Source organism: Sorangium sp. So ce176 (genome assembly GCF_051519835.1).
Classification (GTDB): Bacteria; Myxococcota_A; Polyangia; order Polyangiales; family Polyangiaceae; genus Sorangium; species Sorangium cellulosum_G.
Map to the genome: position 1 here is coordinate 10,505,670 of NZ_CP150371.1, position 23,647 is coordinate 10,529,316.

Annotated in this window: 19 protein-coding genes; 7 read left to right on the plus strand and 12 right to left on the minus strand. The window is 73.2% G+C overall.

Annotated elements, in window-relative coordinates:
• Window positions 1-10: 10 nt before the first annotated feature.
• The 3 genes from WMF42_RS39725 to WMF42_RS39735 are packed head-to-tail and all read right to left on the minus strand — an operon-like array spanning window position 11 to window position 3,828.
• On the minus strand, window positions 11-664 hold the full coding sequence (locus tag WMF42_RS39725) for a hypothetical protein (RefSeq protein WP_061612814.1): 654 nt from the start codon (window positions 662-664) through the stop codon (window positions 11-13).
• Window positions 661-1,593, minus strand: a complete 933-nt coding sequence (locus WMF42_RS39730; protein ID WP_061612813.1) for an ABC transporter permease — start codon at window positions 1,591-1,593, stop codon at window positions 661-663. Before WMF42_RS39730 ends, WMF42_RS39725 begins: the two co-directional genes overlap by 4 nt.
• Window positions 1,594-1,641: 48 nt before the next feature.
• Window positions 1,642-3,828 (minus strand): MopE-related protein, encoded by a 2,187-nt coding sequence (locus WMF42_RS39735; protein WP_437688305.1) that lies wholly within the window; start codon window positions 3,826-3,828, stop codon window positions 1,642-1,644.
• A gap of 139 nt (window positions 3,829-3,967) precedes the next feature.
• Between WMF42_RS39735 and WMF42_RS39740 the strand changes: the two genes are divergently transcribed.
• The gene (locus tag WMF42_RS39740; protein ID WP_233562616.1) at window positions 3,968-5,392 is read left to right on the plus strand and encodes a sensor histidine kinase; all 1,425 of its coding nucleotides are present in this window, start codon (window positions 3,968-3,970) and stop codon (window positions 5,390-5,392) included.
• 169 nt (window positions 5,393-5,561) lie between these two features.
• On the opposite strand, the gene WMF42_RS39745 is transcribed toward WMF42_RS39740, so the two are convergent.
• The 3 genes from WMF42_RS39745 to WMF42_RS39755 form a co-directional block, all read right to left on the minus strand.
• Window positions 5,562-5,990, minus strand: a complete 429-nt coding sequence (locus WMF42_RS39745; protein WP_061612811.1) for a hypothetical protein — start codon at window positions 5,988-5,990, stop codon at window positions 5,562-5,564.
• A gap of 33 nt (window positions 5,991-6,023) precedes the next feature.
• The gene (locus tag WMF42_RS39750; protein ID WP_437688306.1) at window positions 6,024-6,380 is read right to left on the minus strand and encodes a hypothetical protein; all 357 of its coding nucleotides are present in this window, start codon (window positions 6,378-6,380) and stop codon (window positions 6,024-6,026) included.
• Between the two features lie 199 nt (window positions 6,381-6,579).
• Window positions 6,580-7,710 carry a site-2 protease family protein gene (locus tag WMF42_RS39755; RefSeq protein WP_437688307.1) on the minus strand — a complete coding sequence of 377 codons (1,131 nt, stop codon included), beginning with the start codon at window positions 7,708-7,710 and terminating at the stop codon, window positions 6,580-6,582.
• A gap of 346 nt (window positions 7,711-8,056) precedes the next feature.
• Between WMF42_RS39755 and WMF42_RS39760 the strand changes: the two genes are divergently transcribed.
• Entirely contained in the window at window positions 8,057-10,147 is a 2,091-nt protein-coding gene (locus tag WMF42_RS39760) for a carotenoid oxygenase family protein (RefSeq protein WP_061612809.1), read from the plus strand.
• On the opposite strand, the gene WMF42_RS39765 is transcribed toward WMF42_RS39760, so the two are convergent.
• Together WMF42_RS39765 and WMF42_RS39770 are read right to left on the minus strand one after the other, a co-directional pair.
• On the minus strand, window positions 10,129-10,773 hold the full coding sequence (locus WMF42_RS39765; RefSeq protein WP_061612808.1) for a hypothetical protein: 645 nt from the start codon (window positions 10,771-10,773) through the stop codon (window positions 10,129-10,131). The genes WMF42_RS39760 and WMF42_RS39765 overlap by 19 nt on opposite strands.
• Before the next feature lie 408 nt (window positions 10,774-11,181).
• Window positions 11,182-12,039 carry an RCC1 domain-containing protein gene (locus WMF42_RS39770; RefSeq protein WP_437688308.1) on the minus strand — a complete coding sequence of 286 codons (858 nt, stop codon included), beginning with the start codon at window positions 12,037-12,039 and terminating at the stop codon, window positions 11,182-11,184.
• 4 nt (window positions 12,040-12,043) lie between these two features.
• On the opposite strand from WMF42_RS39770, the gene WMF42_RS39775 reads away from it, so the two are divergent.
• Both WMF42_RS39775 and WMF42_RS39780 read left to right on the plus strand, forming a co-directional pair.
• Window positions 12,044-12,457, plus strand: a complete 414-nt coding sequence (locus WMF42_RS39775; protein WP_437688309.1) for a hypothetical protein — start codon at window positions 12,044-12,046, stop codon at window positions 12,455-12,457.
• A 1,103-nt stretch (window positions 12,458-13,560) separates the two neighbouring features.
• Window positions 13,561-14,346, plus strand: a complete 786-nt coding sequence (locus WMF42_RS39780; RefSeq protein WP_437688310.1) for a hypothetical protein — start codon at window positions 13,561-13,563, stop codon at window positions 14,344-14,346.
• Window positions 14,347-14,597: 251 nt separating this feature from the next.
• On the opposite strand, the gene WMF42_RS39785 is transcribed toward WMF42_RS39780, so the two are convergent.
• The 4 genes from WMF42_RS39785 to WMF42_RS39800 all read right to left on the minus strand — a co-directional run bounded on the left by WMF42_RS39785 (window position 14,598) and on the right by WMF42_RS39800 (window position 18,984).
• Window positions 14,598-16,424 (minus strand): glycoside hydrolase family 15 protein, encoded by a 1,827-nt coding sequence (locus WMF42_RS39785; protein ID WP_437688311.1) that lies wholly within the window; start codon window positions 16,422-16,424, stop codon window positions 14,598-14,600.
• A 67-nt stretch (window positions 16,425-16,491) separates the two neighbouring features.
• Window positions 16,492-17,034 (minus strand): response regulator transcription factor, encoded by a 543-nt coding sequence (locus WMF42_RS39790; protein ID WP_061610954.1) that lies wholly within the window; start codon window positions 17,032-17,034, stop codon window positions 16,492-16,494.
• A complete protein-coding gene (locus WMF42_RS39795; protein ID WP_061610953.1) occupies window positions 17,031-18,332 on the minus strand; it encodes a sensor histidine kinase in 1,302 nt (433 codons plus the stop codon). The genes WMF42_RS39790 and WMF42_RS39795 overlap by 4 nt, the downstream gene beginning before the upstream one ends.
• A gap of 46 nt (window positions 18,333-18,378) precedes the next feature.
• The gene (locus WMF42_RS39800) at window positions 18,379-18,984 is read right to left on the minus strand and encodes a class I SAM-dependent methyltransferase (protein ID WP_061610952.1); all 606 of its coding nucleotides are present in this window, start codon (window positions 18,982-18,984) and stop codon (window positions 18,379-18,381) included.
• Between the two features lie 108 nt (window positions 18,985-19,092).
• Here WMF42_RS39800 and WMF42_RS39805 point away from each other — a divergent pair, with 108 nt between their 5' ends.
• The 3 genes from WMF42_RS39805 to WMF42_RS39815 all read left to right on the plus strand — a co-directional run bounded on the left by WMF42_RS39805 (window position 19,093) and on the right by WMF42_RS39815 (window position 23,638).
• Window positions 19,093-21,339: a bifunctional salicylyl-CoA 5-hydroxylase/oxidoreductase gene (locus WMF42_RS39805; RefSeq protein ID WP_437694409.1), complete on the plus strand. Its 2,247-nt coding sequence runs from the start codon at window positions 19,093-19,095 to the stop codon at window positions 21,337-21,339.
• Between the two features lie 127 nt (window positions 21,340-21,466).
• A complete protein-coding gene (locus WMF42_RS39810; RefSeq protein ID WP_437688312.1) occupies window positions 21,467-22,318 on the plus strand; it encodes a helix-turn-helix domain-containing protein in 852 nt (283 codons plus the stop codon).
• 75 nt (window positions 22,319-22,393) lie between these two features.
• Window positions 22,394-23,638 (plus strand): MFS transporter, encoded by a 1,245-nt coding sequence (locus tag WMF42_RS39815; RefSeq protein ID WP_437688313.1) that lies wholly within the window; start codon window positions 22,394-22,396, stop codon window positions 23,636-23,638.
• Window positions 23,639-23,647 lie beyond the last annotated feature (9 nt).

A 23,647-nucleotide genomic window follows, 5' to 3' on the forward strand; every position in this document is an offset into this window, starting at 1 on the left:
CGCGGCGACCTCAGGCCTGCCAGATCGCCAGCAGCCACACCGCGACGCCGGCCGCGCAGACAGCGAGCCCCGGGGCGGCCCGCGGCCAGACCCACTGGCCCGTCACCGTGACCGCGCGCCGCACCACCCAGATCGCCCCGACCACCCACGCCACGAAGGCCGCGACCAGCGCCGCCACCCAGCCGACCCGCGGCGCGTCGTCGCGCGCGAGCGCCTCGAGGTGCTCCCGCGCCACCACGGCCGCAGGCTCGGTCCGCGTCCCCGGCGGGCGAGGCGCCGCCGCCGAGAGCCGGGCGATCGCGGCGTTGGCCTGCGCCAGGTCCCCGGCGTGCGGCGTCGTGAGCCACCGCGTCTCCAGGGCGGCCGTGCGCACCCCGCGCCAGGCGAAGAGCGCGAGGTCGGCCTGGCCGAGGCCCTCGGCCGCCGTCGCGAGCGCGATGAGCCGCTCGTACGCCACCCGGACGTGCGGGGCGCCGGGCGCGTACCAGCCCGCCGCCCGCCGGGCATGGAGCGCCGCGGCGTGCGGATCGCCGGCGCGCAGGGCCTCCGTGCTCTCGGCGATCTCCCCCTCGCCCGCGACAACCACGCGCAACGACGCCGCGCCAAGGAGGAAACCGACGAGCGCGAGGCCGCGCAGGACGCCGAGCACGACCGGGAGCTTCACAGAAAGTCGCGCTTCTTGAAGACGAACGTCGCGACAGCCAGGAGGCCGAGCGCCCAGCCGACGCACGTGATCGCCGCCCAGCCGAGGTACACGAGGAGGTTCGCGTCGGCGACCTCGCCCGCGAGCAGCGGGCGGGGCGGCACGTAGATCTGCAGGTTCGGCACGACCCGGGACAGCGCGCGCCCCGCGGCGCTGATCTGCGGGCCGAAGTACTTCACCGGCAGCCGCGCGAGCGAGTCGGCGTTGCGACCGACAAGGAAGAGGCCCAGCGTGAGCAGCGACGACAGGAACGGCGTCGAGAACGACGAGAACAGCGTGGCGATCGCCGCGACGATGCCCACCTCGAGGAACGCGAGCGCGCTGCCGGCGAGCACGACGCGCCGCTCCGTGGGGGCGGCGGCCGAGAAGAGCACGCCGAGCGCGAGGAAGACAACCGACCACGGGATGAACCCGTACGTGCGCGCCGCAGGGGAGCGCCACGCCGCGAAGCCGAGCACCGCGAGCGAGGCGGCCCCGGCGCCCGCCACGAGCGCCGCAGGACGGCCGGCCAGCACGCCGCTGATCAGCAGCACGAGCCCCGCGTCCGCCAGGATGAACACCGCGAGCGTGAGCAGCGTGCCGAGGTACTTGCCGACGAGGTACTCGCCCCGCCGCATGGGGCGGGCGAGGATCGGGAAGATCGTCTTCTGCTCGAGCTCCCGGTAGAGCGACGTCGCGCCGATGATGACAGCGACAGCGATGCTGAACAGCGACAGCGACGCGACGCCCAGATCGCTGACGACGCGCGGCCCGTTGCGGAGCGTGTAGGCCCCGACGATGATCGCGTAGAAGGCGACGGCGAACGCGACGCCCGCGAGGCCGATCAGGATGCGCGCCCGGAGCGACTCCCTGTAGGTGTTGAGCGCGATCGCGGAGATCCGGCCGAACATCAGGGCGACGTTAGCAAGGGACAGGGGGAGCTTGCAAAGGGCCGCGGGTCACGGATCGGCCGCGTCGCCGGGATCCACGACCCGCACGTCGAGGAACCACAGGCCGTGCGCCATCGCGTGGCCGTCGATCTGGAGGTAATAGACGCCCGGATCGAGCACGAGATCGAGGAAGCTCCGCTGGGGGCCCACACCGATCGTGCAGGAACGCGGCATTTCGGTGCCGGGGCAGGTCGGGCCGCGGCGGACCGAGAGCAGCGTCTCGTAGCTCGACCCGGCCATGTCGAGCACGACCCGCCGGCGCGCGGAGAGCGTGAGCTTCAGGAGCTGGTCCCGCGCGCCGCGATCCTCGATGCCGGCGCTGTCGCAGCCCGCGTCGAAGTCCGCGGCGGCGTTGGTCGTGTTGCCCTGGAAGAAGCCGCCGGACTCGGGGATCTCCAGCGCGCCCTCGCACGCGTCGGAGAACGGGACGAGCGTGGGCGGCGCCGCGGGCCGCACGAACGCCGTCACGCTCACCGGCTGGCCGAGCTGCGACTCCGCCACGACGCGGTACGAGCCCGCCGCGAGGCCGCGCCGCGCGCTCCGGAGCGGGGAGACCTCCCCCTCGCCGCACGCGAGCCGGTCGCCCGGGCCGCCGCACGCCGGCGCGGACAGGGCGATCGCGCCGGTGTCGCCGGACGACAGCTCCTCGACGAGGAGCACGTCGGAGGCGACAGGCAGCTCGAGCGCGTACACCGCGTCGACCGCCGCCGGGCCGCAGCCGAGATCCACGTCGTCCTGGTGGCCGACGAGCGACACGGCGACCGTCCGGTTCGGCTCGAGCGCCGCCTCCGAAGCGCACCCCTCGTCGGGCGGCGGCTCGGTCGGCGGCGAGAGCTCCAGCGTGACGAGCGCCGACGTCGGCGCCGTCGCGGAGACAGCGATCGCGTAGCTCCCCGCGGGCAACGCGCGCCGGAAGAGGTGCGGCGCCGCGGCGGTCTGGCAGGCGAGCTCGTCCTCGGGCAGCGCGCACGCGGCGGTCCGCAGCGAGAGCGAGGGCGCGCCGTCGCCGTCGGTCGAGACCGCATAGACGTCGACGTCCCGGGGCTCGGTGAGCTCGAACGTGTAGACGAGCTCCCCGAGCTCGGTCTCGCACGCGCCCCCGAGATCCCGGGCGGCGTCGAGGATCGTCGCCAGCACCGGCTCGCCCGGCGCGATCGGCGCCGCCGTGCCGCACGTCTCGTTCTCGGGCGCCGGCGAGGGCGGGAGGAACGCGACGTCGACGAGCACCGGCGCGCCCTCCGCGGTCGTCACGTAGACCGGCAGCGCCGTCGTCCGCTCCGGATCGCCGAGGCCGCGGGCGCGGAGCTTCGCGAGCCTGCCGCCGTCCGTCGTCGCGAACGGGCGGCCGCACGCGAGCTCCGTCGCGGCGTCGCCGCACTGGCCGGCGAGCGTCACCGCGACGTCCGTGCCCTGGGTCCGCGCCGTCACCTGCACGTCGACGGGCGGCCCCGGCGGCAAGAGCACCGCGGCCACGACGTCGCGCGTGCTCGCCGGGCGGGGCAGGCCGCACGCGCTGGCGTAGTGGAAGCCCGCGCCCGCCGTCGTCATCGCGTACGAGCCCGGCACCGAGATCTCGAGCGCGTCGGCGCAGGTGTCGTGCTCAGGGGATACGCAGTCGTCCTCATCCGTGTCGCCGTCGCAGTCGTCGTCGCGCTCGTTCCCGCAGACCTCGGGCTGTGACGAGGACGTCGCGGGATCGGCGTCATCGCAGTCGCCCCCGCCGCAGTGCGCGTCGGGATCGCCGTCGAGATCGGCGTCGCGCGGCGCGCTCGAGCACGTCCTCGTCCGCTCGTCGCACGCGTCGATCGTGCACGAGCTTCCGTCGCTGCACCCGATCGGCTCGCCGCGCACGCAGCCGAGCTGCGGGTTGCAGCGCTCGACCCCGTCGCAGTAGACGTCGTTCTGACACGCGCTGTCGTCCGGCGTGAAGCGGCACCGCCCTGCGGCGGTGTCGCACGCGTCGAAGGTGCAGGGAAATCCGTCCTCGCACTGTTCGTCGTCGACGCACGGGCCGCCGAGCGTCGGGTCCGCAGGAGCGAGCCCGCCCCCTTCACCGCCGGCGCCGCCCTCGCCGCCGGCCCCGCCCGCTCCGCCGGTCGACGGGAACGGGCTCGGGGCGCTCGAGCTGCAGGCGGCGCCCGTCAGGGCCGCCGTCGCGGCCGCGCACCAGGCGGCGCCGAGAAGCGCGATACGCATCCAGAAGGAAGCAGAGGCAGAGGAGGTCGAGGGGATCTGCATCGAGCGAGGTGAGCGGCAATGAGCGTAGCAGGGCACCGCCACGTCTGGCATCATGGCGCGCGAATCCGCGGAGCGCGGCGGACAGAGGGACAACAGGGTGACCAGCGACAGATTGACCCGACCCGAGCTGACGTGGCTGCTGGCGCAGGAGGCGCGCAGCGCCGCCCAGAAGCTCCGCCAAGGCGTGGGGATGATCGCGACCGAGGCCACGCCGCCGCCGCTGCCGTCGCAGGAAGACGGCGCCGGCGGCGTCGAGAGCACGCTCAACCGGCTCGACGAGGCGGTGAGCATGCTCGCGTCGCTCCACGGCCGGCCCATGGCGCGCGGGCGGCGCGGCCGCGTCGACCTCACGGCCCTCCTCTGGGAGGTCGCGCCCGAGGCGCGCGTGCAGATCGAGATGGGCGAGGGCACCACCGTATTCGGCGACGAGACCGAGCTCCGGCGGATGCTCCAGGTGCTCATCGCCCAGGGCGGCGATCCGACAAGCCAGGCCGGCGCGCCCGAGGTGAGCATCCGCCGCGTCGGCGAGGAGGTGAGCGTCCGCGTCAACCTCGGCCCGGAGACGCCCGTGAACTTCGAGACCGAGCGGGTGTGGCTGTCGCGGATGGCGCTCCGCTACGGCGGCCGGCTCGAGCTCGACGGCCTGATGCAGACGCTGACGCTGCCCGCGGAGATCGACCAGCAGCGCCTCGAGGTCGAGAGCCTCAAGAAGGAGCTGGCCGCGGCGCAGGCGCAGGGCGAGGCCTACGCGCGCGAGCTCGCCGCTGTGTTCTCGCGGGTCGAGGGCGAGCGCGAGCGCGGGTCGCTGGCGGGCGTCGTCTCGCGGCTCGGCAGCGATCCGGTGTCGCACCTGCCGCCGAGCGGCGACAGCCTCGCTGTGCTCGTCGCCGCGGCGCGCGTGCTCGGGACGCAGCTCCGCGGCATCCTGTCGGCGATCGGCCGCGACATCGCGCCGCTCCGGAGCCACGGCGGCGACGTGGGCGAGACGGCCTCGTCGGTCGGGCGCCACGTGACCGCGGCCTCGGAAACCGTGAGTGATCTCGCGAGGTTGGGCGCGTGCCCGCTCCACGAGTTCCCGCGCCACTGCGACGTGGCCGACCTGCTGCGCGACGTGGTGAAGGACGACGTCGCGCGCGCCGCCCGCCACGACGTGCGCGTGGTGCTCGAGTCGCCGGAGGCGACGCAGGAGGTGGTGCCGCAGGGCGCGCTGACGGTGCTGCTGCACGCGCTGCTCGACCACGCCATCAGCGCGTCGCCGCCGGGCAGCGAGGTGGTGGTCACGCTCGTCGAGACCCCGAGCGGGGTCGAGATCACCTTCGACGACGCGGGCCCGACGCTCCCTGCCGCGGCGCGGAGCGTGGTGCTGAGCCGCGACTTCGAGGCGGTCGCGCAGGGGCGGCCCCCGGCGGTGCCGCTCATCGCGGCGCACGCGATCGCGGCGCACACGAACTACGGGCTCACCCTCGAGGACGGGCCGCGGGGCGAGACGCGGGTGCGGCTCACCATTCCTCGATCGGGCTGAGCGCTGGAGATCCCGAGAGAGAATTCGAACCACAGAGGCACAGAGGACACAGAGGGAAGAAGGAGAAAAGTTTTTATCTTCTCTCTTCCTCTGTGCTCTCTGTGCCTCTGTGGTTCAATCTCTCTCTGTGGTTCATCTCTCGGGCTCTCGCGCCCGTCGATGGCCTGGTCTAGAGGAACGAGGTCGACGGGAAGTCGACGTCGATGTTGAGCTGAGCTCCCCTCACGATGCGGAGGTTCTCGAGCGGCAGCGTCGTGGTGACAGGGCGCTCGTCGCCCCGCTCCACGAGCGTGGCAATGGCCCTGTACTCGTCGGGCGGGAGATCCACCGTGATGCTGAAGTCCTCGCAGCTCGCGTACTCCCTCGCCACCTCGCGGCTGCCCCTGTAGACGATCAGCTCGAAATCGGCGCCCTGGCGGCCGCCGTAACGGTCGCAGACCCGCGGGTCGCTCCTGCGGTTCACCGTCCACTCGACCGTGAGGCTCCCGACGGCTTGCCGGGGACTGGCCCCGTCCCGCACGTCGACGATGCAGCCCGCGGCTAGGAAGCCCGATAAGGCGAGACCGCAGAGGGGAAAGACGCTCTTCTCCTGATTCATCCTCGAACCCGTCCTTTCGCTGCTGCCCCGCCGTCAACGCGGCGTGTAATGACGGCGCCCCCGCTCGCGCGGATAGCTCAGCTCGCGCTCCGGCACGTACCGCGGCGACGCCCGGTACGTCTGCCGGTAGCGCCTGAGCTCCACCGGCTCCTTCTCGAAGATCACCCAGCCCCGGTTCGTGGGGTAATACCACTGGCCGTCGACCAGGTACGCGTAGGTCCCGCGGAAATAGACGCGCGGATAGGCCGCGATCTCCACCGGGACGGCCTCCGCGCGCACCGCCGGATAGCCGGACACGACATAGCCCTCCGTCCCGACCGTCGCGAGGCACCCCGTGAGCAGCGAGGCGCCGAGCCCGAGCGCAGCCGCCGTGAGAACGGACCTCGCCACGGAGAGAGACGTGGGCCGTCTTCGCACGAGCGAAGTCACCGTGTTGCTCAGTTGGACGTCATGCTTCACGTCATGCTTCACGTCATTCTTCACGTCATGGTTCATGTCATGGTTCACATTCGTGCTCCTCGCGGGGCAGCTCAGCAATGCGAGTGCCAGCGCGGGGCGGCGCGACTCGGGATCTCCGGTGACGGAGCGCTCAGCCGCCAGCGCGCCGCGCGCCGAGCGCGCCGGCGAGCGCGAGCGCGCGCTGGATCTCCGCCGTCGTCACCAGCCCGATCACGTGCTCTCCCCCGTCGAGCACCGCGACCGCGCTCGCCTCGCCGCTCGCCAGCGCGTCGATCGAGCGGGACGCGTCGTCGTCGGCGCGCGCCCTGGGCACGTCGACGGGCATCACCGCGCCCACCGTCGCCGGCGCGGCGCCGCGCCCGAGCTGGCGCGCGAGGTCCCAGACCGTGACGACGCCGATCTCCCGGCGCCCCTCGCCGCCCACGGGCTCGTCGATCACCCGCGCGCCGACCAGGTTGTTGCGCAGCAGCCGCTCGGCCACCGCGCGAGGGCTCTCGTCCGCATAGGCGTCGCCGAGCCGATCGGTCATGAACCGCGCGACAGGGACGCCGCGGAGCAGCTCGCGCGTGCTGGAGCGCGCCTGCTCGGCCGAGGCGCCCATGTAGACGAACACGGCGACCAGCACCAGGATGAAGTTCCACGAGAGCAGGCCGAAGAGCCCGAAGACCACCGCCATGCCCCTGCCGACCGCGGTGGCGACGCGCGTCGCGCGCACCGGCCCGAGCCGGCGGAGGAGCAGCCCGCGCAGCACCCGGCCGCCATCCATCGGGAACGCGGGGAGCAAGTTGAACGCGCCGATGATCGCGTTCGTGAGCGCGAACGCCAGGAGCGCCACGCCGACCTCCGCCGGCGCCGGGAGCAGCCGATAGGCGCCGTAGCTGCCGAGCGCGATTCCAAAGCTCATCAGCGGCCCCGCGAACGCCATCCACGCCTCGTGCTCGGGATCGTCGCGCTCCATCAGCGAGACGCCGCCCAGCATCATCAGCGTGATCGAGCGCACCCGGACTCCATTCCTGAGCGCGACGAACGAGTGGGCCAGCTCATGCGCCAGGACCGCGACGAACAGCCCCACCGCCAGGATCCCCCCCCAGGCGAGCGGCGGCAGGCGCAGCGACTCGAGCGGGATCTCGAGCGACGACGCGATCAGCGAGAACTGCGACGCCGCCACATACGCGACGTACGGCAGGAATATCAGCAGCGTGATGTGCAGCTTGATCGGGATTCCCCGGATCCTCAGGACAGTCAACCCGTGGTCGAACATGTGCCTCCTGGTGCGTTCGTACAGATGGGGCCGACAAGCGCCTTCGCAAGCCGCCGAGAGCGCACCGGCGCGCGGAAAACAGGGCCATTCGCGCAGATCTGCCCTGCAATGCGCAGGCGCGCGCAAGCGGAGGTGGAAGCTGAGGTGGAATGGCCGCGAGCGGCGGCGAGCGCCGCGCCGGCTCGATTCCAGCGCTCGCCGCGCGTCGACGCTTCGGCTTCCACGCTGAGGCCTTCACGTGGGTTTCCGTCCCAGGCGGGAATCGTCGCTTGAAATCGCGCAGCGCAGCGCGGCGCGCTCCCCGCGGCGCGCGGATTGGCGTAGCGTGGTGTGTCCGAGGTCGCCCATGCGCCAGCGGGTCCCCGATGCATTGATGGAAGCGAGCGCGGAAGAGCTCACGGACGTCGGGCTCACCGTGCTCGAATCGTCGCTCTCGAGCGGCGTGCCGAGGGACCTCACGGGCCATGTATTCGCGATCGGGCCGGCGGGCTCGGTCGATAGCGGCGTGCCCGGGGCGGACGGCGCGCCGATCCTGAACGGCAATGGGATGATCTACAGGCTCGACTTCGACACGGGCGGCCCGGTCCGGCTGACGTCGCGGCTCGCGCGCACCCCTTGCTATCACGCGGACGCGGCCTCGCGGCCCGGCGCGCGCTTCGAGGCGCTCGGCTTCCGCGACGCCGGGCGGCTCCGCTTCTCGCCCCACCTCGGCCTGCGCAATCACCTCAACCACGCGCTCGTGCCCATGCACGCGCCCCGCGCGCCGGCGCGCCTCCTCGTCACCGGCGACACCGGGAGACCCTACGAGATCGACCCGGCGACGCTGGAGCTCGTCACGCCGGTCGGGCGCAACAGCACGTGGTACCCGGCGGTGCCCGTCGATCACCCGTTTCCGGTGACGCTGGCGACAGCGCACCCGTGCTTCGACGCGGCGCGGGGCGAGCTCTTCACCGTCAACCACGGCCGCTCGCTCCTCCCCCGCTTCCTCGCGTCGCTCCCGTGGCTCGACGAGCTCGGCGCGCTGCCGCGCTCCTGGGACCGGCTCGCGTCGGCGGCCGCGTCGATGATCGAACAGCAGATGCTCCGGCCGAGCGCGGAGCGGCTCGATCTGTTCGCGAAGCGCGCGCTCGGGCTCCTGCCCGCGCGCCTGCGCCCGGGCGCGCCGCCAAGCCCGGGCGACCTCCTGGCGCGGCAGGCGGCGCGCCTCGGCGGCACCCCGCTCGCCGAGGCCGGGGGCGATTTCGTGTTCCTGCTGCGGTGGGACGGCCACAACGAGCCGGAGCGGCACCAGCTCGTCCTGCCGGGCGGCGCGCCGGTGCGGATCGAGCAGAGCGTGCACCAGCTCGGGCTGACGCGGCGCTGGGTCGTGCTCGCGGACACGGCGCCCAAGATCGGCCTGGAGAGCGTTGTCAGCCAGAGCGCGCCGGAGAGCCCCGGCGTCGAGCGCCTCCTCCGCGCGCTGCTCACCATGCCCCAGGAGCCGAGCACGACGTTCTACCTGGTCCGGCGGGACGCGCTGCGGCCAGGCGGCGGGCAGGCCGTCGTGAAGAAGGTCGTCGTCCCCCTGGAGACGCTCCATTTCCTCGTCGATTACGAGGACGCGGGGGACCGCATCACCGTGCACGCGGCGCACAGCTGCGCGACAGATCACGGGGAGTGGCTGCGGTCCTTCGACCGGCACGCGGCCAGCAAGGCCCCGGCGCCGCCGCGGCTCCGCGGGATGTCCCCGCCCGGGCAGGCGGACGTGCACAGGATCGGCCGGTACACGCTCGACGCGGCCGCCGAGCGCGTCGTGGATCAGGCGGTGTTCGCCGACCCGGCGCGGGCGCTCGGCGTCGGCCTCTACGCGCACCGGGAGACAGGCGCGTCGTGGATGCCGCCCGACCGCCTGGAGAACGTCTACTGGCGCGGCGTCGGGGTCTGGGACGAGCTCTCGACCGAGTTCATCGACCGGCTCTACGCGGCGCACCCGCACCGGTCGCTCCCCCTGGCCGCGCTCCGGCGGATGCGCGCCGAGGGCGGGCACCCCGACAGCCTGTTCCGGTTCAACCACCGATCGATGCGTATCGAGGATCGCCACGAGTTCCCGCGGCGCGCCGTGGGGTGCTGGATCAGCTCGCTGCAGTTCGTGCCGCGGCGCGGCGGCAGCGGGGCGGACACCGACGGGTACGTTGTCGCGCTCGTCGCGACGGCGCACCGGGCCGAGATCTGGGTGTTCGACGCGACGAACCTGGCGCGCGGGCCGCTCTGCAAGCTCGGGCACCCGTCGTTCCGGCCGGGGCTCACCCAGCACACGGCGTGGCTCAACGCTGTCGCGCCCTGGAGGGGTGGATACCGCGTGCCGGCGGCGGAGGATCACGAGGACTTCGTTGCCGAGGCCCCCGCGGACGGGGTGAAGGCGCTGTTCGAGGAGGAGGTCTATCCGCGGCTCGCGTGAGGCGCGGCGAGCAGCGGCGCCGCCACGCGGGGCCCGAGCAGCGGCGCCGCCGCGCGGGACCCGAGCAGCGCCGCGCCGCGCGCGTCGACCGCGAGGCCGTCGCCCCGCTCGAGCAGCACGCCCACGGCGCCGTCGCCCAGGATCGCCTCGAGGTCGTTTCCGGCCCACGGCCGCCCGGCGCGCAGGCGCGACGACCGCACCTCGCTCGCGACGACGAGCGCGCGCCGGAAGCCCCCGTCGAGGTGCCTGTTCGCCACGTGGAGCGCCGCGGCGAGGCCGCCCTGCGCGGACGAGAGGTCGAGCGCCAGCGCGGGCGACAGGCCCGCCATGCACGCGGCGAACGCCGCCGCGCCGCCGTCGCCCCGCGCGCCGTCGTCGCTCGTCATGATGACGACATCGACGAACGGGTCACGGAGCCGCCCCGCCTCGATGAGCTGCCGCAGCACCGCCGCGGCCATGGACAGCGTGGTCTCCGCCGCGCCGGCGAAGCGCCGCTCCAGGACCCCCGTCGCCCGCTGCAGCCAGTCGGCCGAGCAAGGGAGACCGTAGCTCGCGACGAGCTCGTGGTTCGTGACGACGCGCTCCGGAAGATACATTGCGACGCCCGTGATGCGCACTTGAAGCATGTTCCCGCCCTGCTCCGGCGCCCGCCCCCGGGGCGCGCCGACGATGCAATTCTCCGCCAGGAAGGCTCGATCCGGAGCCCCACCGGCGCCGCTCGGCCAGCGCCGGGTGCGGCGTCGAGCCGGTGCCCCGGACAGCATGAGACAATCCGCCGTCGACACGAAAGGCACTGTGCGACGGGCAACAGCTCGGATGCTCCCTCCCCGTCTCCGACGTCAACCACTGGACCATTTACCGAACGTCCTGCGCAAGGGGGAATGACGCCGCTGCGCCCCCGTCCGTTCCCGGAGGAGCGACGCGGAGGCGCTGCGCGCCGCGTCGGGGGCGCTCCCGCCGCCCGCGACGCGCTCGCCGCGGCGCGTCGCGGGCCCGCGGGGCCCGCCGCGCGCGGGGTGCGTGGCCTGCGCGGATCAGTCGCAGTCGCGGGTCCTCAGGCCGCTGATCGTCGCGGGGGTGGCGCTGTGGCTGATCGCGCCCCAGCACTGCACGGAGCCGTCCGCGAGCCGGGCGCAGCTATAGTGCTTCCCCGCCGAGAGCGCGACCGCTGTCGAGATGCCCGCGACGGGCGCGAGCCGGCCCATGTCGAGCCCTGCGCCCTCGGACTGGCCGCCGCTCGAGCACTGGACCTGCCCCGTCGCCAGGAGCACGCAGGTGTGGAATTGCCCCCCAACCACGGCGACCGCGCCCGACGCGACCAGGGTGACGCCCGGGTCGGACGAGGCGCCGAGGCCGCCGAGCTGCTTGTTCCAGTCCTGACCCCAGCACTGGACCTTGCCACCCTCGAAGACCGCACACATGTGATCTTGACCCGGACCGACGTAGAGCGCCCTGCCCGGGACCGTCGTGGGCGACGCGGGGCCGCCCGTGCCTGATGAGGTGCCGATGCCGTGCATTCCTCCGTTGTTCTCGCCCCAGCAGTACAGCTTCGCTGCGTCGGTCACCGCGCAGCAGCCATGGTAGTAACAAGCGACCTGGACGGGCGCCTCGCCGCCGAACGTCACGTCCGCGGGGAGGTCCCCTCCCCAGCACTTGACGGCGTTGCCGACGATCGCGCACGCGTGGTTGAGGCCGCCGGAGACCATCGTCGCGCCCGCGCTGACGGTGGGCGTCCTGGAGATCGTCGTGTGACGGCCGCAGTGCACAGCGCCCGTGTCGAGCAGGACGCACGCCTCCTCGGTGAAGCCCTTGCCCGTGACCTGGGCGACGCCCGTGACCTCCCCGCCGCCCTCGTAGGTGAGCGTCGTCGGCGTTGTCGACGCGAAGCACACAGCCTTGCCGTCGGCCGTTGTCGCGCAGGGGATTGTCGTGCCCGAGCCGTTGTTGAGCCCGGCGCACGCCGGAGAATCCGACCCGGTGCCCGGGTCGCTGCCCCCCGCGCCCGTCGTGCTGCTGGCCGAGGTGCTGCTCGCGCCGCTGGCCGAGGTGCTGCTCGCGCTGCTGGCCGAGGTGCTGGTCGCCCCGGTGCTGCTCGTGCTGCTGGCCGAGGTGCTGGTCGCCCCGGTGCTTGTCGCGCTGCCAGCCCCCGCGCCGCTCGTCGTCCCGCTGCCGGCGCTGGTGACGCCGGGGTCGCCGCCCCCGGACGCCGCCGCGCCGCCCGTGCCCTCGTCCCCGTCCGACGACGAGCAGGCCATCCATCCACAAGCCAAGAAGCCCAGTATCACCAAGGAACGTTTCGAACTCATGTGAAGACCTCGCGTTGGTACCGCGCTTCCCGGCTCGCCCCTGTTTCATGAGACGGGCCCGGGAGGCGCAGAGGACACAGAGACGCTCGTTCTTTCTCCTCCGTGCCCTCGCGGCCTCCCGGGTCCACCGCGGAAGCCGGCGCGGTGCCGCCGGGGCAACGGGCTTCGTCTCCAGGGAGGAGCTCGAGGAGCGCAGCACGAAATCTAGCTCAGTCCGAACCCGCGGGTAATGGCTGCAATCTCAGCGCAAAACTTCACTACCACCGGGTCGCCCCGCTGGAGCCCGCCGGAGATCGACAGCGCGGCGCGCCGACAGGGGCTCCGGGCGCCCGGCGGCAAACGCCTCTTCGCGCCCTTGCTCTCGCGTCGTCTCCCACGTTGGTGCCGTGGCTTACGTCCTCGATGGGCCCGGCGCGGGTCGCTGCGGACACGTGACCTGGCCGGAAGCGAGCACGCGTGAACGGCGCGCAACGTCGCGACACGGCGCGACACAGGGCCGGAGCGGTTATGTCGTGGAGGGTTCGATCACGGCCACGGCGGAGCGTTCCGGCCCAAGGCGAGGAATCCGCTCCTGCGAGCGCGCGGATGCACAAACGTGACGACCCGTACGGCGCTGAGCAGGCTGGGCGCAGCGCGGCCGTCTTCCCGGGACGGCGGGATCGATTGCGTCGGGGCTGCGAGCGGCCCGCGTTTTTCTGGGCGCGGAGGGGAGCTCCACGTATTGTGAGTTCCGAGAACACCCATGCTCGACACGACATGCAGCGCCGCGACGCGAGCGCCGCGCAGCGGGGAGCGCAGGGGGCCACGTCTCGTATCGTTTTTGCCGCGCGCAGGCGCGTGATGAGGGCAACAAGCCGCCGATTCAGCGTGAAATCGGCGCCGCGGCGCGCGCGTCACGCGCGTCACCAGGATCGATCTCGATCCAATCGCGGAGAAATCCCCATGGAGCGCAGATCCGGGGAGCGCCTATTTCAAGGACGCAGCCTGCGAATCCACGCGGGCTCGGAGCGGCAACCTCTGCACAGGCGAGCGAGGCACACACCCTGCTCATGGGTGAGTCAAGGTGTTCGGGGCCGCAAGGCCAGGCATGAACACCGGGGAGGACCGATGATCTCGATTCATGGCAAGATGATGGGTCTCGCGATGGTGCTGGCGCTCGGGGCCGGGTGCGCGGCGGGCGCGGACGAGGAGATCGACATGGACGCGATGGAGCTCGACGAGGAGAGCGTCGACTCCACGGCCGAGGCGCTGGAAGAGGCCGAGCGCGGCGGGTACGCGGGTCAGCTGCAGGCCCAGGTCGGCCAGATGGGCCCCAGCAAGCTCGGCCTGCCCCCGAGCAAGGGCCTGCCCTCGAAGGGCAGCCCGATGCTGCCCAGCAAGGGCGAGCTCGGGCCCAGCAAGGCCGGGTTCCCGAGCAAGGGAAGCCTCCCGAGCAAGGGTCTCCCGACCAAGGGCTACCCGACGAAGGGCGAGTACGGCCAGCAAGGCCCGGCGCAGATCGGCCAGTCCGGGGTCGGGCAGGTGGGCCTCTCGGAGGCGCAGGTCGGGCAGGCGCAGATCGGCTCGCAGGCGCAGATCGGCTCGCAGGCGCAGGTCGCCTCGAAGGCGCCGCTCGGCTGGGCGCAGACCGGCCAGACGGCCGGCATCAGCCAGGTCGGCGTCGGGCAGACGGGCCTCGTGGGGCAGGAGACCGGCCAGCGTGACGGCGCGCGCTGCTTCGGCGGCTTCGGCGGCTTCGGCGGCTTCGGCGGCTTCGGCGGCTTCGGCTGCGGTCTGACGGCGATCACGACGTCGATCACCAGCTTCGTCCCGAGCTTCATCAACCCGTGCTGCAGCCCGTGCGGCTTCGGCGGCTTCGGCGGCTTCGGCGGCTTCGGCGGCGGCTTCTGGTGAGCTTGATCTGACCGCGCCGCGCCGGACGGCGCCACAGGCTCCGCGTCCCAGGATGCCACGGCGCCGCTCCGGCCCTCCTCTTCGATGGGCTCCCGAGCGCCGGTAGCCCGGGGTTGGATATCCCGGGCTGCCGGCGGCTCCCCTCTCCCCTCCTCCGCCTCCTCCGCTCGCGCGGAAGCCGCCCCACCGACGCCGGTGGGGATCGCGCGAGCCCCCTATCCACCGTCAACCCACCCACCGTCACGCCACCGTCAGCCGCCCTGACCGAGCGCGCGATCCAGGTAGAACGCCGCGCTCACCAGCCCGAGGTGGGTGAACGCCTGCGGGAAGTTGCCGAGCAGCTCTCCGTTCGGCCCGATCTGCTCGGAGTACAGGCCGAGGTGGTTGGCGTAGGTGAGCATCTTCTCGAAGAGGAACCGCGCGTCGTCGAGGCGGCCAGCGCGCGCCTGGGCCTCGACGAGCCAGAAGCTGCAGATGCTGAACGTGCCCTCCTTGCCGTCGAGGCCGTCGCCGGCGCCCTTGCCGAGCTCGTAGCGGTGGACGAGCGTGTCGCTCGCGAGCTCGGCGAGCGTGCGATCGATCGTGCCGACCATGCGCGGGTCGGTGGGGGAGATGAAGCGCATGAGCGACATGAGCAGGTTGCTCGCGTCGAGCGCCGTCGAGCCGAACGACTGCACGAACGTCCGCCGCTCCGCGTCCCAGCCGCGGGTCATGATCGTCTCGTAGACCTCATCCCGCGCGCGGGCGATGCGCTGCCGGTCGAGCGGCAGCGAGCGCTTGTCCGCGAGCCGCAAGGTGCGGTCGAGCGCGACCCAGCACTGGAGCTTCGAGTAGACGAACTGCCGCTTCCCGCCCCTCACCTCCCAGATGCTCTCGTCCTCCTTGTCCCAGTTCTCGCAGACCCAGTAGGCCATGCGCCGGTGCTCGCGCCAGAAGTCGTAGGAGATGGGCGATCCGTACTTGTCGAACAGGTACACCGAGTCGATGAGCTCGCCGTAGATGTCGAGCTGGAGCTGCTCTGTCGCGCCGTTCCCGACGCGGACAGGCCTCGACCCGCGGTAGCCGTCGAGGTGGGTCAGCGCGACCTCGGGCAATTCGTGGCGCCCGTCGATTCCGTACATGAGCTGGAGCGGCCCGGTGGGGCCATCCTCCTCGGAGACGCGGGCCATCAGCCATTCCATGAACCGCGCGGCCTCCTCGGTGTAGCCGAGCCGGAGGAACGCGTAGAGGGTGAACGCGGCGTCGCGCACCCAGACGTAGCGGTAGTCCCAGTTGCGGACGCCGCCGATCTCCTCGGGCAGGCTAGTGGTCGCCGCGGCGACGATCGCGCCGGTCGGCTCGAACGTGAGCAGCTTGAGCACGAGCGCCGACCTGTCGACCATCTCGCGCCAGCGCCCCTTGTAGCGCGACTTGCCGAGCCACTGCCGCCAGAAGGTGACCGTGCGCCGGAGCGCCTCGTCGCCGTTGATCGGCGTCGAGAGCAGGTCGGCGTTCGCGGTCCAGTCCTCGACCTGGCGCAGCGAGAACGTGGCCGACTCGCCCTCCTCCAGGACGAAGTCCGCGGTCACCCCGCCGGCGCCGTCGGGGAGCAGGGGGACCGGGCTGATCAGGGCGAGGTCGAGGCCATCCGAGTCGAAGACGGCGCCGCGCGGGTCGTCGAGGAGGAGACGGTGGGGGCGGCGGGCGAAGTCGATCGCGGGGCGGCAGGAGAGCCGGAAGCGCACAGCCCCGCGGACGGCGCGCGCGACGCGGACGATCTGGTGCATGCCGCGGCGGTAGGCGCCGTACGTGTCCCGGTGGATCGGCATGAAGTCACAGACCTCCCCGACGCCCTCCGCGTCGAGGAACCGCGTGAGGAGCACGTTGGTGTCCGGCAGGTACATCTGCTTGCGCGACGTGCTGTGCACCGCGGCGAGCTCGAAGCTGCCCCCCTGCTTGTCGTCGAGGATGGCCGCGAAGACGCTCGGCGAGTCGAAGTGGGGGAGGCAGCACCAGTCGATGGATCCATCCATTCCGACCAGCGCGACGGAGTGCATGTCGCCGATGATGCCGTAGGACTCGATGGGCTTGTAGGGCATGGCCTCTTCATAGCGCCCGCCCGGCCGATAGGAACCGCCGCCCGGCAAATCTGGAATGTTCAATCGTTCACGAGCGGGGCGGCAGCCGCGAGAGCTTCCGCTGGAGCGAGCGCCGGTGCATCCGGAGCTTGCGCGCCGCCTCGGAGATGTTCCCCTCGCAGTCGGCGAGCACGCGCTGGAGGTACTCCCACTCGACCCGCTCGAGCGACGGCAGGTCCTCGTCGCCGCCCGCGGCCGGGGCGAAGCCGAGCAGCGACCGCGCGCACCGGGCCGCGTCGACCGGCTTGGTCAGGTAATCCACCGCCCCCGCGCGGATCGCCGCCACCGCGTTCGCGATCGTGCCGTAGCCGGTGAACACCACGATGCGGATGCCGTCATCCATGCTCCGCAGCGTCCCCACGAGCTCGATCCCGCTCTGCCCGGGCATCCGGACGTCGACGAGCGCGTACTCGAACACATGCTCGCGCGCCATCGCCGTGGCCTCCTCCGCGCTGCCGGCGAGGAACACGGCGAAGCCGTTCCTGCCGAGCGCCTGGCCGAGCGCGGACCGGAAGGTGGCGTCGTCGTCGACGATGAGCAGCGTCGGCTCGGAGGCGGGCTCCGCGCTCATGAGTCCACCGGCGCGAGGCGCAGTGCGACCCGCGTGCCGCGCGCGCCGCCCGCGTCCGACCCCTGCCTCGACGACACAGTGAGGCGCCCTCCGACCTGCTCGATGAGCGTCCGCACGAGGTAGAGCCCGAGGCCCATCCCCTCGCCGGGGGCCTTGGTCGTCACGAACGGCTCGCCGAGCCGCCCCTCGAGGCCCGGCGGGACGCCCACCCCGCCGTCCTCGACGCTGATCACCGGCGCGCCGCCCTCGTCCCCGACCGTGACAACGATCGGCCCCGCGGCCGGCGTGCTCGGCCCGAGCGCCTCGAGCGCGTTGTCGAGCAGGGCGAACAGCGCCGCCTCGATGTCGGCCGCGTCGAGCGGCACCGTGCGGCGCGGCGCGAGGTCGCCGCGCACCTCGACGGCGACCCCGGGGTGCGCCGCCTGCCACGCCTGCACGCCGCGCCGCGTCGCCTGGCCGACGTCGACGCCGGCGCGCAGCCCGTCGGCGCGGACGTCCGCCCGCATGCGCGCGATGACGACGCGGCAGCGCTCGACCTGCTCCGCGACCGTCCGGGCGCGGCGCCGCGCGGCCTCGCTCGACGCGGGGTCGTGGAGGCTCTCCTCGGCGAGCACCGCGATCGTCCCGAGCGGGGTGCCGAGCTCGTGGGCGGTGCCGGCCGCGAGCGCGCCGAGCGCCTGGAAGCGCGAGGCCTCCTCCGCGCGCCGGCGCAGCGCCGCGTTCTCGGCGGCGCTCTCGTCGAGCGCGCGGCGGACCTTGAGGAGCACGTGGGCGACGAGCGCCGAGCTCAGCACGAAGGCGAGGAGCATCCCGTAGAGGTGGGCCGAGAAGGCGCCGTGCTCCGGGTGGCTCGGGCAGCACGCACCGGAGGGGAGCGCGAAGAGCGCCGCGAACAGGCAGGCCGCGAGCGCCGCGAGCGCGAACGTCGTCCGCGCGGGCAGGAGCGCCGCGGCGAGCGCGACGTGCACGAAGAAGAGCGCGCTGAACGGGTTGCCCGCGCCGCCCGACGCGGCGAGGACGCCGGCGATCGCGACGAGGTCGAGCGCCACGACGCCAGCGACGAGCGCGCTCTGCGCCCCCTGCTCGGACCTCAGCCGCCGCGCGAGGACGACGTTGAGCCCGGCGGCCAGCGCCAGGATCGGGACGGCGATCGCGTACCGGACGTGGTAGCCGAACAGCACCTCGTCGAGGGCGAGCGTCGCCGCGAGCACCGCGAACAGCGCCCAGCGCAAGCCGATGAGCCAGCGGAGGACGATCCCGCCCGCCGGCGCCTGGTCAAGGGAAGCCTCGTGCGTCACGGCACGACTATACCGCGAACGCGGCGGGCGCTCCGGACCGCCCGGCTCACCGCGGCTTCAGCACGGCGAACAGCGCGCGCGGGGGCGGCTCCCGGGGCCCGTGGTAGACGGTCTCGTCGGCGGAGAGGACCTCGAACTCCGCCCCGAAGATCTCGCGCAGCGCCTCGGGCGTGAATCGGTACGGCCCCTGGTCGAACGGCTCCAGCACGCTGAAGCACTTGAGGAACAGGTGCCCTCCGGGCGCGACCAGCCGCTTCAGCGTGCGGACGTAGTCGGCCCTGCGCGCCGGCGGGAGGCAGTGGAAGCAGCCGCGATCGAAGACGACGTCGAACCGCTCGTCGAGCTTGCTGTCCAGGATGTCGTCCTGCAGGAAGCGCGCGGAGGCTCCCCGCTGCGCCGCCTGCGCCGCCGCCTGCTCGATGGCGGCGTGGGAGAGATCGGTGCCGGTGACGTCGAAGCCGCGCTCGGCCAGCGCGAACGCCTGCGTGGCCGGGCCCGTGCCGAGGTCGAGCGCCCGTCCCCGCGCGATCTGCCGCTGCTCGAGCGCCCGCTCGAGGTCGGGATCCAGGCGCGCGTGGTACCAGGGCATGCTCTCTGCCGGGGTGCTTCGATACAGCTCTTGCCAGTCCGGGAAGCTCCGTTCGTCGCTCATGCCATCGTTATAATCCGCGCGGGCGGCGCTGCACCCGACGTTCTCGTGTAGGCTCCGGCGCGGGCGCAGGCGCAGCAGCAGGGGAGCAGGGCGGTGAGGATCACATGCGTGGGCGGCGGGCCGGCGGGCCTCTACTTCGCGCTGCTCGCGAAGCAGCGCGACCCGCGGCGCGAGGTCGTCGTGGTGGAGCGGAACCGGCCCGACGACACGTTCGGCTTCGGCGTCGTGTTCTCGGACGCGACGCTCGACAACCTCGAGGGCGCCGACCGCCCGAGCTACGACGCGATCCGCGGCAGCCTCGCCCACTGGGACGAGCTCCACGCGCACTTCCGCGGGCGCGTCCTCGTCTCGAAGGGGCACGGCTTCAGCGGCCTCTCGCGCCGGAGGCTGCTCGAGATCCTCCAGGGGCGGGCGCGGGAGCTCGGCGTCGCCCTGCGCTTCGAGGAGGAGGTGCAGGACGCGGCCGAGATCGTGTCCGGGAGCGACCTCGTTGTCGCGGCCGACGGGGTGAACAGCCGGATCCGCGAGCGCTTCGCCGACAGGTTCCAGCCGCGCATCGACGTCCGGCCGAACCGCTTCGTCTGGCTCGGCACGACGTTCCCGTTCGACGCGTTCACGTTCTACTTCGAGGAGAACCGCCACGGGCTCTTCCGGGTGCACGCGTACCGCTACGAGCCGGATCGCTCCACGTTCATCGTCGAGTGCCGGGAGGAGACCTTCCGGCGGGCGGGCCTCGAGCACGCGGGCGAGGACGGGACGATCGCGTACTTCGAGGAGCTCTTCGCCGACAAGCTCCAGGGGCACCGGCTGCTGAAGAACCGGAGCGTGTGGCGGAGCTTCCCCACGGTGCACAACGAGCGCTGGAGCGCGGGCAACGTGGTGCTGCTCGGGGACGCCGCGCACACGGCGCATTTCTCGATCGGCTCGGGGACGAAGCTCGCGCTCGAGGACGCGATGGCGCTCGTCGAGAGCCTGGGGCGGGACGCGCGCGTGCCCGAGGCGCTCGCCGCCTACGAGGCGGAGCGCAAGCCCAAGGTGCTCGCGTTCCAGCGGGCCGCGCAGGTGAGCCTCCGGTGGTTCGAGGACACCGAGCGCTACATGGCGCTCGACCCCGTGGAGTTCATGTTCAGCCTGCTGACGCGCAGCCTGCGGGTGACGCACGAGGGGCTGAAGGCGCGCGATCCGGCGTTCGTGCGCGAGGTCGACGCGCACGTCGCGAGCAAGGCCGAGGAGCAGTCGGGGGCGCGCGTCACCGGCGCGGGCGGCGCCCCGCCGCCGCCGATGTTCACGCCGTTCCGGCTGCGGTCGCTCGTGCTCGAGAACCGGGTCGTCGTGTCGCCGATGTGCCAGTACTCGGCGGACGACGGGCGGATCGACGACTGGCACCTCGTGCACCTCGGGAGCCGGGCGCTCGGCGGGGCGGGGCTCGTGATCACGGAGATGACCGACGTGAGCGCCGAGGGGCGCATCACGCCCGGCTGCGCGGGGCTCTACCGGCCCGACCACGCCGACCGCTGGCGGCGCGTCGTCGACTTCGTCCACGCGCGCTCCCCGGCCCGGATCGGCGTCCAGCTCGCGCACGCGGGGCGCAAGGGCGCGACGAAGCGGATGTGGGAGGGCGCGGACGAGCCGCTCGAGGCCGGCGCCTGGCCGCTGCTCAGCGCGTCCGCGGTGCCGTACCTCGCGCAGAGCCAGGTCCCGAGGGCGATGGATCGCGGGGACATGGACCAGGTGACCTCGGATTTCGTGCAGGCGGCGAGGCGCGCGGACGAGGCCGGGTTCGACCTGATCGAGCTGCACTGCGCGCACGGGTACCTGCTCTCGAGCTTCATCTCGCCGCTGACGAACCGGCGCACGGACGCCTACGGCGGCCCGATCGAGGGCCGGATGCGCTACCCGCTCGAGGTGTTCGACGCGGTGCGGGCCGCGTGGCCGGAGGAGAAGCCGATGAGCGTGCGCATCTCGGCGACCGACTGGGCGCCGGGCGGGCTCACGACGGACGATCTCGTCGCGCTGTCGGTGATGCTCCGGGAGCACGGCGCCGACATCATCCATGTCTCGGCGGGGCAGACGGACCCGTCCAGCAAGCCCGAGTACGGGAGGCTGTTCCAGACGCCGCTCTCCGAGCTCGTGCGGCTGGAGGCGAAGGTGCCGACGATCGCTGTGGGCAACATCCAGAGCTACGCGGACGTGAACAGCATCATCGCGGCCGGCAGGGCGGACCTGTGCGCGCTGGCGCGGGCGCACCTCTACGACCCGTACTGGACGCGGCACGCCGCCGCGGAGCAGGGCTTCGACCTGGAGTGGCCGCCTCAGTACAGGTCGGTCGAGAGATACACGCTGCGCATGCGGTGACCCGGGGCGGCGGCGACGCCGCGCCGGTGGATCGGAGCGCGCGTGGGTGGCCAGGCGGCCGGCGCCCTTCGGGGACCGGCGCGGCGCTTGCTCTTTGCGCGCACGTCTTTCAGAGTCGCCGGACCCGATGGCGTCCGCCGACGTCCGCTACCTCGAGCATGCGCCCCACCCCCTCTTGCGCGGCGCGGTGCAGAGCTGCTCTTCCTACGAGGAGCGCCACACGGCGAGCACGGAGGAGCACCGCCTCCTGCCGGACGCCAGCGTCGATCTCGTGTTCCACTGCGGCGACGCGCGCATCGAGGGGCGCGACGGCCGCCTGCGCCCCTTGCCGCCTGTCTTCGTGATCGGCGTGCGGGACGAGCCTGCCCGGATGGTGTCTCGCGGCCTGTCGCGCGTGCTCGGCGTCCGCTTTCATCCGTGGCGCGCGGCCGCGTTTCTCGAGCACGAGGCCGATCTGCGCGGCTACTGCACGATCGTGGGCCCGGGCCTGCGCGCGCTCTCCGCGCGGGTCGGCCCGCTCCTCGAGGGGGGCGAAAGCGGCGCGGCGCTCGGGCTGATCGAAGGGTGGCTGCTCGCGCAGCGCCGCGTGGCCCGCCGCCCCGCCGCCCCGGTGGAGGCGGCGGGCCTCGCGCTCCACGCGAGCCACGGGGGCGCGCGCGTCGGCGCGCTCGCCGGGCGGCTCGGCGTGTCGGTCCGGCAGCTCGAGCGGCAGTTCAAGCGATCCGCCGGGATGTCTCCCAAGGCGCTCGCGCGGCTCATCCGCTTCTCCCGGGCCACCGAGCGCCTCGAGCTCGACCCGGACGCGCGCCTCACCGCGCTGGCCTTCGAGCTCGGCTACGCGGATCAGGCGCACTTCACCCGGGAGTTCCGCGCCTTCGCGGGCATGAGCCCCGGCATGTACGCCGGCGAGGTGCGGCGCCTCTGGCCGCGCAGCGAGGGCGCGCCGGGCGCCCCTCGATCCGGCGACGCGCGCGCTTGACCTGATCTGCTCGCGAGCGCGCGCCGCGTCGCGTTTGTTCAATCGAGGCGGCGCGGCGGTCGTCACGTTCTGCGCATGACGAGCGCCGTCCAGCGCCGTCCCGGCGCGGGCGTACGCCCCGGGGCGCTCCTGTTCCTCCAGGCCACGGCCTTCCTGAGCGCGGCCGGCACCGGGCTTGTCGTCCCGGTGACTCCCTTCCTCGCCGCGCGGCTCGACGGCGACCCTGCCCATGTGGCCTCGGCGGTGGGCCTGCTGAGCGCGTCCTACTCGCTCTGCGCCTTCCTCGCCGCGCCGGCGCTCGGGGCGCTGAGCGACGTGGTCGGGCGCCGCCCGGTGCTCCTGCTCAGCCTGGTGGGCTCGGCGGCCGGGTACGCGCTGTTCGGCTTCGCCGACGCCCTTCCGCTCCTGTTCCTCGGGCGCGCGATCGACGGCCTCACGGCGGGCAACGTGGGCACGGTGTTCGCGTACCTGGGCGACACGACGCCTGCCGAGCAGCGCGCCCGGTATTTCGGGCGGGTAGGCGCGATGTTCGGTGCGGGGCTGATCGCCGGCCCCGCGCTCGGCGGTGTGGCCCTGAAGCTCGGCCTGAAGGCGCCGTTCTTCCTGGCGGCCCTCCTCACCGCGCTGAACGCCGCAGGGAGCTATCTCTTCCTTGCGGAGAGCCTCGACCCCGCCACCCGGGTCCGGGCGGTGCCGTGGAGAAAGCTCAACCCGCTCTCGCAGCTCTCAGGGCTGCTCCGCCTGAGCCACCTTCGTCCGCTCCTGACCGTCGGCGTGCTCTTCACGGCGGCCGTCGTCTCGCTCCAGGCGACGTTCGCGCTGCTCGCCAAGGACCGGCTCGGCTGGGGCGCCGACGCGGTGAGCTTCGCCGTCATCGCTGTCGGCGTCACGGACGTGTTCGTCCAGGGGATCTTGCTGGAGCGCCTGGCCAAGGTCCTCGGGGACTCGCGCGTCCTCGGGCTGGGCCTTGCCCTCGTCGTCCTCGCCCTCGCGACCATGGCGGTCGTCGCCCGCCACCCCTCGGCGCCGGCGTTCGTCGCGGCCATCGTGGTGTTCGCTGGCGGCGAGGGACTGCTCACCGCGTCCTTCTCCGCCCTCCTGTCGCGCGCCGCGGGGACGGCCGCGCAGGGGCAGGCGCAGGGCGGCCACCAGGCGCTCCAGGAGCTGGCCTGTGTGATCGTGCCGCTCGTCGCCACCCAGCTTTACGCGCGGGCCGGCATGGGCGCGCCGTTCTGGGCTGCGGCGGCCGCGGCGGCGCTCGCCGGCGTGCTCCTCCGCGCGAGCGTCGCGGCGGCGCCCGCCGCCGGCGACGGGGCGTGACGGGGCGCG

What these genes read in the sequence shown, in the direction of transcription:
- WMF42_RS39810 (WP_437688312.1), top strand. Translation starts at nt 21,467, where the DNA reads ATGGCGTCCGCCGACGTCCGCTACCTCGAGCATGCGCCCCACCCCCTC.
- WMF42_RS39765 (WP_061612808.1), bottom strand. Translation starts at nt 10,773, where the DNA reads ATGCTTCAAGTGCGCATCACGGGCGTCGCAATGTATCTTCCGGAGCGC.
- WMF42_RS39780 (WP_437688310.1), top strand. Translation starts at nt 13,561, where the DNA reads ATGATCTCGATTCATGGCAAGATGATGGGTCTCGCGATGGTGCTGGCG.
- WMF42_RS39730 (WP_061612813.1), bottom strand. Translation starts at nt 1,593, where the DNA reads ATGTTCGGCCGGATCTCCGCGATCGCGCTCAACACCTACAGGGAGTCG.
- WMF42_RS39745 (WP_061612811.1), bottom strand. Translation starts at nt 5,990, where the DNA reads ATGAATCAGGAGAAGAGCGTCTTTCCCCTCTGCGGTCTCGCCTTATCG.
- WMF42_RS39785 (WP_437688311.1), bottom strand. Translation starts at nt 16,424, where the DNA reads ATGCCCTACAAGCCCATCGAGTCCTACGGCATCATCGGCGACATGCAC.
- WMF42_RS39755 (WP_437688307.1), bottom strand. Translation starts at nt 7,710, where the DNA reads ATGTTCGACCACGGGTTGACTGTCCTGAGGATCCGGGGAATCCCGATC.
- WMF42_RS39735 (WP_437688305.1), bottom strand. Translation starts at nt 3,828, where the DNA reads ATGCGTATCGCGCTTCTCGGCGCCGCCTGGTGCGCGGCCGCGACGGCG.
- WMF42_RS39800 (WP_061610952.1), bottom strand. Translation starts at nt 18,984, where the DNA reads ATGAGCGACGAACGGAGCTTCCCGGACTGGCAAGAGCTGTATCGAAGC.
- WMF42_RS39760 (WP_061612809.1), top strand. Translation starts at nt 8,057, where the DNA reads ATGCGCCAGCGGGTCCCCGATGCATTGATGGAAGCGAGCGCGGAAGAG.
- WMF42_RS39815 (WP_437688313.1), top strand. Translation starts at nt 22,394, where the DNA reads ATGACGAGCGCCGTCCAGCGCCGTCCCGGCGCGGGCGTACGCCCCGGG.
- WMF42_RS39790 (WP_061610954.1), bottom strand. Translation starts at nt 17,034, where the DNA reads ATGAGCGCGGAGCCCGCCTCCGAGCCGACGCTGCTCATCGTCGACGAC.